Source organism: Streptomyces capoamus (genome assembly GCF_014654935.1).
In the GTDB taxonomy this organism is placed as follows: Bacteria; Actinomycetota; Actinomycetes; order Streptomycetales; family Streptomycetaceae; genus Streptomyces; species Streptomyces capoamus.
The window spans coordinates 83,456-91,149 of the sequence record NZ_BNBF01000012.1 but is presented as its reverse complement, the minus strand read 5'-3'; the positions used below and the strand labels follow the sequence as shown (position 1 = coordinate 91,149).

Genomic DNA, 7,694 nt, shown 5'->3' with positions numbered 1-7,694 from the left:
GACGACGCCGCCGACGTACACCGGATCATGGCCGACGAAGGCCGCCGCCTCCCGGTCATCGCCAAGATCGAGAAACCCCAGGCGGTCCAGAACCTCGACGGCATCGTCGCCGCCTTCGACGGCCTGATGGTCGCCCGCGGCGACCTCGGCGTCGAAATGCCCCTCGAACAGGTGCCCATCGTCCAGAAACGCGCCGTCGCCCTCGCCAAACGCAACGCCAAGCCGGTCATCGTCGCCACCCAGATGCTCGACTCGATGATCGACAACTCCCGGCCCACCCGCGCCGAAGCCTCCGACGTCGCCAACGCGGTCCTCGACGGCACCGACGCGGTCATGCTCTCCGGCGAGACCAGCGTCGGCAAATACCCGGTCGCGACCGTCCGCACCATGGCGAAGATCGTCGCAGCGGCCGAGGAGGACATGCTGGCCAAGGGACTGCCACCGCTGACCGACCGGAACAAACCCCGCACCCAGGGCGGCGCCGTCGCCCGGGCCGCCGCCGAAATGGGCGACTTCCTCGGTGCCCGGTTCCTGGTCGCATTCACCCAGTCCGGGGACACCGCCCGCCGCCTCTCCCGCTACCGCTCCCCGATCCCCCTCCTCGCCTTCACCCCGGAACCGGCCACCCGCTCCCAGCTCAGCCTCACCTGGGGCACGGAAACCTTCCTCGGCCCGCACGTCGACTCCACCGACGCCATGGTCGACCAGGTGGACGAACTGCTCCTGAAGTACGGCCGCTGCGAGAAGGGCGACGTGGTCGTGATCACGGCAGGCTCCCCGCCCGGCGTCTCCGGCTCGACCAACATGGTCAGGGTCCACCACATCGGCGAGGACGACAGCCCGAAGTAGCGGGGCCCCGGTCAGAACTTGGGGCCGACGTGGGCGTCCATGAGGGCGACGGAGGCTTTCCGGGCGACGGAGACCGTCATCGCCGCGCGGCTCTGGTTGAGCGTCTTCCACTCGACACCGACCTGGTTGAGGCTGTCGGTGAAGAGACGGACGATGTCGGTCGAGGTGTTGGTGAAGAAGTAGCGCGGATACTCGTACCGCTTCCGCTCACCGCCGACCGTCCGGGTCGTCCAGTTGGTGATGCGGCAGCCGTCCGAGTGGATGAGACCACGGATGAACTCCCAGGGGTGCGCGCGGACGATGGCCTGCTGCCAGGGTTCGAGCACGATGGGCCGCTCGTGCTTCTTGCCGGGGCCGTGCTGGGGGAAGAGGCAGGGCCAGTGCTTGCTCGTGCTGGTCACCGCTGCACAGCCTTGCTTGCGGACACGGAAGACGCTGTTGTCCGGGCGTACGGCGCGGAGTGCCGCCTCACACGCATCGATGATGCCTGGCCAGGCGTTGTCCAGAACGACGCGCATGATGTAGACGCCTCTGTGGTGAGCGTTGATGCAGCCGTCGCCGAGGTAGAGGCCGAGAAGGTAGGCGTAGGCGGCCTGATCCTGAGGCGGGCCGGGTACCTCTTGGCAGCGGGGGCAGGGCTTGCTCACGCGGTCCACCGGCTCGATGCGTGTCTGCCAGGCTCGGATCGCGTACCGGGAGACCCCCATCTCCCTGCTGACCGAGCTGAGGCTGCGCCCCTGGGCAACCAGCGCGACCGCTCGCTTGCGTGTGCTGATGTCGTACACGTGCACACTCTGCGTGAGCGGTCGTCTCGACACGCAGTGAAAAGCGGATGTTCACGAGAACGAGAACATCCGCTTCAGAAGCTGACCTTGCAATCGAAGGAAAAGTGCCCCGGGTCGGACTCGAACCGACACTGTATGGGTTTTGAATCCATCGCCTGCTGCCAATTGGGCTACCGGGGCTCGCAGAATCCAAGGTCTTCCCGGACCCTCCGCGCGTCCACCTTACCGTAGCTAGGTAGGCTCTTGTCAGCAGTACCCCTGCCCTGAACGAGGAGCCCCAGTGACCCCCGAGTCGCCCCAGCCCGTAGACGTGTCCGACGACGACAAGTCGCACGTGCCTCCGCTGACGACCCGTGTCGTCATCGCCGAGGACGAGGCACTGATCCGGCTCGACCTGAAAGAGATGCTGGAGGAGGAGGGGTACACCGTCGTCGGCGAGGCCGGGGACGGCGAGCAGGCCGTCGAGCTGGCCCGGGAGCACAAGCCGGACCTGGTCATCCTGGACGTGAAGATGCCCAAGCTGGACGGCATCTCCGCGGCCGAGAAGATCGCCGAGGAGTCCATCGCGCCGGTGCTGATGCTCACCGCCTTCTCGCAGCGCGACCTCGTGGAGCGGGCCCGGGACGCCGGTGCCATGGCATACCTGGTGAAGCCGTTCAGCAAGAGCGACGTCGTGCCGGCGATCGAGATGGCCGTCTCCCGGTTCACGGAGCTGAAGCAGCTGGAGAAGGAGGTCGCCGACCTCAGCCAGCGGCTGGAGACCCGCAAGCTGGTGGACCGGGCGAAGTCGGTCCTGCAGACGGAGTACGGCCTGACGGAGCCGGCCGCCTTCCGCTGGATCCAGAAGACGTCGATGGACCGGCGCATGTCGATGCAGCAGGTCGCGGAGGCGGTCATCGCGGACAGCGAGGAGAAGAAGGCCAAGAAGGACTGAGCACGGTTCGCAGCACGCAGGCCCGCGCCCCGGAGAAGGGGGCGCGGGCCTGTGTCGTGTCCGGGCGGTCAGTCCTCGCCGAGGTAGGCCTTCCGGACGGATTCGTCGTGCAGCAGGTCCTGTCCCGTGCCGGACAGGACGATGTTGCCGACTTCCATGACGTGACCCTGGTCGGCGAGGGAGAGCGCCGCCTGGGCGTTCTGCTCGACCAGCAGGATCGTGGTGCCCTGGGCCTTCAGGTCGGCGATCGTCGCCATGATCTTCTGCATCATGATCGGCGACAGGCCCATCGAGGGCTCGTCCAGCATGAGCAGTTTGGGCTGGGACATCAGGGCCCTGCCCATGGCGAGCATCTGCTGCTCGCCGCCGGAGAGGGTGCCCGCGGCCTGCTTGCGCCGTTCCCCGAGGATGGGGAAGAGGTCGTAGGCGCGCTGGATGTCCTTCTCGATGCCGGGCTTGTCGTTGCGCAGGAACGCGCCGAGGCGCAGGTTGTCCTCGATGCTCATGCGCGGGAAGATGTGCCGCCCTTCGGGGGAGTGGGCGAGGCCCAGCGAGACCACTTGGTGGGCGGGGATCTTCTTCAGTGACCTGCCGTTGAACTTGATCTGTCCGCCGACCGGCTTGAGCAGTCCGGACAGGGTGCGCAGGGTGGTGGTCTTGCCGGCGCCGTTGGTGCCGATGAGGGTGACGACCTGACCGGCGTCGACCTTGAAGGAGATGCCCTTGACGGCTTCGATCTTGCCGTAGGCGACTCTGAGGTCCTCGACTTCCAGCAGTGCGGTCATCGGTCGTTCTCCTTGCCGGGCGCGGCGTCCGTGGTGGTCTCGGCGTGTGCCTCGGCGGCCTCGACCTCGGCGGCCTCTTCGGCGCCGGGGGCGTTCTCGAAGGGTTCGCCGAGGTACGCGGCGACCACCCGTTCGTCGCCCTGGACGGTGGCGCTGTCGCCTTCGATGAGCTTTTCGCCCTGGACGAGGACGGCGACGCGGTCGCACAGGTTGAAGATGAAGCGCATGTCGTGCTCGATGACGAGGACGGCGATGCCCATGTCCCGGATGGCGAAGACGAGTTCTTCGGTGGTCCGGGTCTCCTGGGGGTTCATGCCGGCGGTGGGTTCGTCGAGGAGCAGCAGTCCGGGTTCGCTGGCCAGGGCGCGGGCGATCTCGAGTTTGCGCTGTTCGCCGTAGGGGAGGTTCCGGGCGAGGTGGTCGGCCTTGTGGTCGAGGCCGACGAAGGCCAGGAGTTCCATGGCGCGGTCGCGGGAGGCTTTTTCGGCCTTGTGGAAGCCGGGGCCGCGCAGGACGGCGGACCAGAAGCCTTCTTTGGTGCGGGTGTGCCGGCCGACGAGGACGTTCTCCAGGACGGTCATGTTGGCGAAGAGCCGGATGTTCTGGAAGGTGCGTGCGATGCCGGCGGCGGTGACCTTGAAGGACTTGGGCGGCAGGACGTTGCCCTTGTAGCGGACTTCGCCTTCGGTGGGCACGTAGAGGCCGGTGAGGCAGTTGAAGAAGGTGGTCTTGCCGGCGCCGTTGGGGCCGATGAGGCCGACGATCTCGCCGGCGCCGACGGTGAGGTCGACGCCGCGCACGGCGGTGAGGCCGCCGAAGCGCATGGTGACGCCGCGGGCGTCGAGGACGGTTTCGCGGGGCGCGGCGGCGCCGGGGGCGGTGTCCTGGGTGGTGGTGTCGGTGGTCATGGTGGTCAGGCCCCCGCCTTCGTCAGGAGGGTGGGTGCTTCCGCCTCTTCGTGGAATTCGAGCTGGCGGCGCCGGTTGGGGATGAGGCCCTCGGGGCGGAACCGCATGAGCAGGATGAGTGCGAGTCCGAAGGCGAAGAGCTGGTAGTTGCCGAGGAACTGGAGCTTGTTGGGGATGAGGAAGAGCAGGGCGGCGCCGATGAGGGGGCCGCTGATGGTGCCCATGCCGCCGAGGACGACGGCGGCGAGGAGGAAGGCGGAGTTGGGCGGGATGGGGCCGGCGAACAGGTACTGCTCGGGGGTCACGGTGTAGGTGACGTGGGCCTGGACGGTGCCGGCGAGGCCGGCGAGGGAGGCGCCGACGGCGAAGGCGATGAGTTTGACGCGGAAGCCGTTGATGCCCATGGCGAGGGCGGCGGTCTCGTCCTCGCGGATGGCGACCCAGGCGCGTCCGATGCGGGAGTTGCCGCTGCGGCGGAAGACCAGCACCACGACGGCGGTGATGATCAGCATGAGGAAGAAGTAGTTGGCGAACCGGCCGATGGTGAAGCCGCCCATGTCGTGCTGGGCGCCGAAGTCGAAGCCGAGGACGTCGAGGTTGGGGATGGAGGAGATGCCGTTGGAGCCGTTGGTGATGTCGGGTCCGGAGGTGCCGTCGAGGTTGTTGGCGGTGATGCGGAAGATCTCTCCGAAGCCGAGGGTGACGATGGCGAGGTAGTCGCCGCGCAGTCGCAGGGTGGGGGCGCCGATGAGGACGCCGAAGACGAGTGAGGCGGCGGCGCCGACGAGGACGGCGGCCCAGAACGGGAAGTGGACGTCGAAGGGGGAGCTGGGGGAGCCGGAGACCAGGGCGGCCGCGTAGGCGCCGACGCCGAGGAAGGCGACGTATCCGAGGTCGAGGAGGCCGGCGAGGCCGACGACGATGTTCAGGCCGAGGGCGACGGTGGCGAAGATGAGGATGTAGACGCCGAGGGTGGCGTACTGGTCGTCGGTCTGGGTGAAGGGGAAGAGTGCCGCCGCGGCGAAGGCGCCGCAGGTGGTGATGTTGGTGTGCCGGGAGGCGATCTGCGAGGCGTGGGCGATGACGCCGGCCTTGTTGAGGGCGGCGAAGCCGAGGCCGGCGGTGATGAGGAAGCCGATGAACAGTTCGTCGTACTCGGTGCCGATGCCGTAGGTGAAGACGACGAGGCCGAGTGCGAGCATCCCGACGATGACCAGGATCTCGGCGTACGACGGGAGTGCGGCCAGGGGCCGGGGGGAGCCGCCGGCGAAGACCGCCTTGGTGATCTCCCACTTGTGGGCGGCGCCGTGCTTGAACTTCTCCCAGCCGGTGTCGTCGGGGTCGATCGGGTCGGGCTCGGGGCGCTGGAAGGGCAGGGCCAGGGCGCCGGCGAGGGCGGCGAGGCTGGCGGCGGCGACGAGGTAGCCGCCGGGTTCCAGGTTGACGACTCCGCCGAGGTCGGTGCTGATGGCGATGACCGTGTACCAGGCGGTGGCGAAGGTGGCCAGGGTGGCGAACTTCAGGGCCGCGTCGGGGCCGGCGGGCACCAGCCAGGCCAGGCCGCGGAGGCCGTAGGAGGCCAGCGCGAAGAGGGTGGCGAGGGCCGCGCCGATGAGGACGAGGACCTGCAGGCCGCCCGGGTAGCCGTAGACGGTGAGGTCGCCGGGGAAGGCGGAGGTCCAGGTCCAGGCGAGGAAGGTGGAGGCGATCGTCAGGACGCTGCCGCCGAGGGCGAGGGCGCGGGCGGCTTTCTCCGGCAGGGGGAGCAGGCCGGACGGGGTGTCGGCCTTGCGGGCGCCGGGGGTGTCGGGTGCGGTGGTCTGTGTGGTCATGGGTGTCACGCCCTGTCCGCGACGCGCTCGCCGAGCAGGCCCTGTGGCCTGAACAGCAGTACGAGGATGAGGAGTACGAAGGCCCAGACGTCGGCCCAGGACTGGCTGCCGAACTTGTCCATACCGGGGATGTCGGCGATGTAGGCGGTGGCCAGGGTTTCGGCGACGCCGAGGACCACGCCGCCGATCATGGCGCCGTAGATGTTGCCGATGCCGCCGAGGACGGCTGCGGTGAACGCCTTGAGGCCGAGGATGAAGCCCATACGGAAGTTGATCTCGCCGTACTTCAGGCCGTAGGCGACGGCTCCGACGGCGGCGAACGCGGCGCCGAGGGCGAACGCGATCACGATGATGCGGTCGGTGTTGACGCCCATCAGCTTTGCGGTGTCCGGGTCCTGGGCGGTGGCCTGCATGCCGCGTCCGGTGCGGGTCTTCATCACGAACCATGCGAGGACGGCCATGCTGATGGGGGCGGCGACGACGAGGAAGATGTCGCCGGTCTGGATGGTGACGCTGCCGATCTCGAAGGGGCCGCCGGCGATCTGGGGGAAGGTGCGGGCGGATTTCGCCTCGGGGTACCAGGCCCATACCGCCTGCTGCAGGGCCAGGGAGAGGCCGATGGCGGTGATCAGGGGGGCGAGGCGCGGGGCGTTGCGGAGGGGCCGGTAGGCGAACCGTTCCGCCCCGACGGCGATGGCGACCGCGACGATCACGGCGCCAATGATCATCAGCGGCAGCGCGATCCACATGCTGGTGCCGCCGGGGAGCCAGAGCCAGACCGTGAGGGCACCGAAGGCGCCCGTCATGAAGATCTCGCCGTGGGCGAAGTTGATGAGCTGGACGATGCCGTAGACCATTGTGTAGCCGATGGCGACCAGCCCGTACATGGATCCTAGTAGCAGGCCGTTGACCAGCTGCTGCGGCAGTTCGTTCACCGCATGTCCTCCGAGCGTTCGGAAAGTGCGAGGGATGTGGCCGGATGCGAGTCCGCGCGGGGCGCCAGTGGAACAGCGCCCCGCGCGGCTCTTGAGTGGTGCAGGGGTGGATCAGCCGGTGTAGGTACCGGACTTGACGGGCGCCCAGGCACCGTTCTTCACGGCGTACACGGTCAGCTGCTTGTTGGTGGCGTCGCCGTACTCGTCGAAGGAGACCTTGCCGGTCACGCCGTCGAAGGACACGCCCTGCATGGCCTCGGTGATCTTGGCGCGGGCGTCGGAGGGGAGCTTGCCGCCGTTGGCGTCGGCGACCTTCTTCACGGCCTCGATGACCGCCCAGGCGGAGTCGTAGGCGTAGCCGCCGTAGGCGGAGTACTCCTCCTTGTAGCCCGCGGCCTTGTAGTCGGCCACGAACTGCTTGGCGGAGGGCAGGTCCTCGACCGGGGCGCCGACGGAGGTGGCCAGGTCGCCGGTGGCCTCGGAGCCCGCCAGCTTCATGAAGGTGTCGTCCTTGATGCCGTCGCCGCCGACCAGCGGGATCTTGGCGCCGGCGGCCTTGATCTGCTTGCTGAGCGGGCCGGCCTGCGGGTACTCGCCGCCGTAGTAGACGACCTCGGCACCGGAGTTCTTCACCTTGGTGGCGACCGCGGAGAAGTCCTTGGCGTC

The 7,694-nt window shown here is 68.4% G+C and carries 8 protein-coding genes and 1 tRNA gene; 2 read left to right on the top strand and 7 right to left on the bottom strand.

All coding sequences use genetic code 11. From position 1 onward, the window contains the following. The coding region (locus tag IE312_RS40980; RefSeq protein ID WP_229900185.1) for a pyruvate kinase at positions 1-849 on the top strand (849 nt) is incomplete at its 5' end. An 11-nt stretch (positions 850-860) separates the two neighbouring features. On the opposite strand, the gene IE312_RS20080 is transcribed toward IE312_RS40980, so the two are convergent. Together IE312_RS20080 and IE312_RS20075 are read right to left on the bottom strand one after the other, a co-directional pair. Beyond that, positions 861-1,634 carry a helix-turn-helix domain-containing protein gene (locus IE312_RS20080; protein ID WP_189983718.1) on the bottom strand — a complete coding sequence of 258 codons (774 nt, stop codon included), beginning with the start codon at positions 1,632-1,634 and terminating at the stop codon, positions 861-863. Positions 1,635-1,739: 105 nt separating this feature from the next. Then, a tRNA-Leu gene (locus IE312_RS20075) sits at positions 1,740-1,814 on the bottom strand. 100 nt (positions 1,815-1,914) lie between these two features. Between IE312_RS20075 and IE312_RS20070 the strand changes: the two genes are divergently transcribed. After that, entirely contained in the window at positions 1,915-2,568 is a 654-nt protein-coding gene (locus tag IE312_RS20070) for an ANTAR domain-containing response regulator (RefSeq protein ID WP_189983716.1), read from the top strand. A gap of 68 nt (positions 2,569-2,636) precedes the next feature. Here IE312_RS20070 and IE312_RS20065 read toward each other — a convergent pair whose 3' ends face one another. The 5 genes from IE312_RS20065 to IE312_RS40975 all read right to left on the bottom strand — a co-directional run. Then, positions 2,637-3,353, bottom strand: a complete 717-nt coding sequence (locus IE312_RS20065) for an ABC transporter ATP-binding protein (protein ID WP_189983714.1) — start codon at positions 3,351-3,353, stop codon at positions 2,637-2,639. Beyond that, positions 3,350-4,261, bottom strand: coding sequence for an ABC transporter ATP-binding protein (locus tag IE312_RS20060; RefSeq protein ID WP_189983712.1), 912 nt, complete (start codon positions 4,259-4,261; stop codon positions 3,350-3,352). The genes IE312_RS20065 and IE312_RS20060 overlap by 4 nt, the downstream gene beginning before the upstream one ends. Positions 4,262-4,266: 5 nt before the next feature. Further along, the gene (locus tag IE312_RS20055) at positions 4,267-6,093 is read right to left on the bottom strand and encodes a branched-chain amino acid ABC transporter permease (protein WP_189983711.1); all 1,827 of its coding nucleotides are present in this window, start codon (positions 6,091-6,093) and stop codon (positions 4,267-4,269) included. A gap of 5 nt (positions 6,094-6,098) precedes the next feature. Continuing rightward, complete coding sequence (locus tag IE312_RS20050; protein ID WP_189303914.1) at positions 6,099-7,028, bottom strand: branched-chain amino acid ABC transporter permease; 930 nt, start codon at positions 7,026-7,028, stop codon at positions 6,099-6,101. A 111-nt stretch (positions 7,029-7,139) separates the two neighbouring features. Further along, positions 7,140-7,694, bottom strand: a 555-nt coding sequence (locus tag IE312_RS40975; RefSeq protein ID WP_229900183.1) for a branched-chain amino acid ABC transporter substrate-binding protein, incomplete at its 5' end; no start/stop codon positions are given.

What these genes read in the sequence shown, in the direction of transcription:
- IE312_RS20065 (WP_189983714.1), bottom strand. Translation starts at nt 3,353, where the DNA reads ATGACCGCACTGCTGGAAGTCGAGGACCTCAGAGTCGCCTACGGCAAG.
- IE312_RS20060 (WP_189983712.1), bottom strand. Translation starts at nt 4,261, where the DNA reads ATGACCACCGACACCACCACCCAGGACACCGCCCCCGGCGCCGCCGCG.
- IE312_RS20055 (WP_189983711.1), bottom strand. Translation starts at nt 6,093, where the DNA reads ATGACCACACAGACCACCGCACCCGACACCCCCGGCGCCCGCAAGGCC.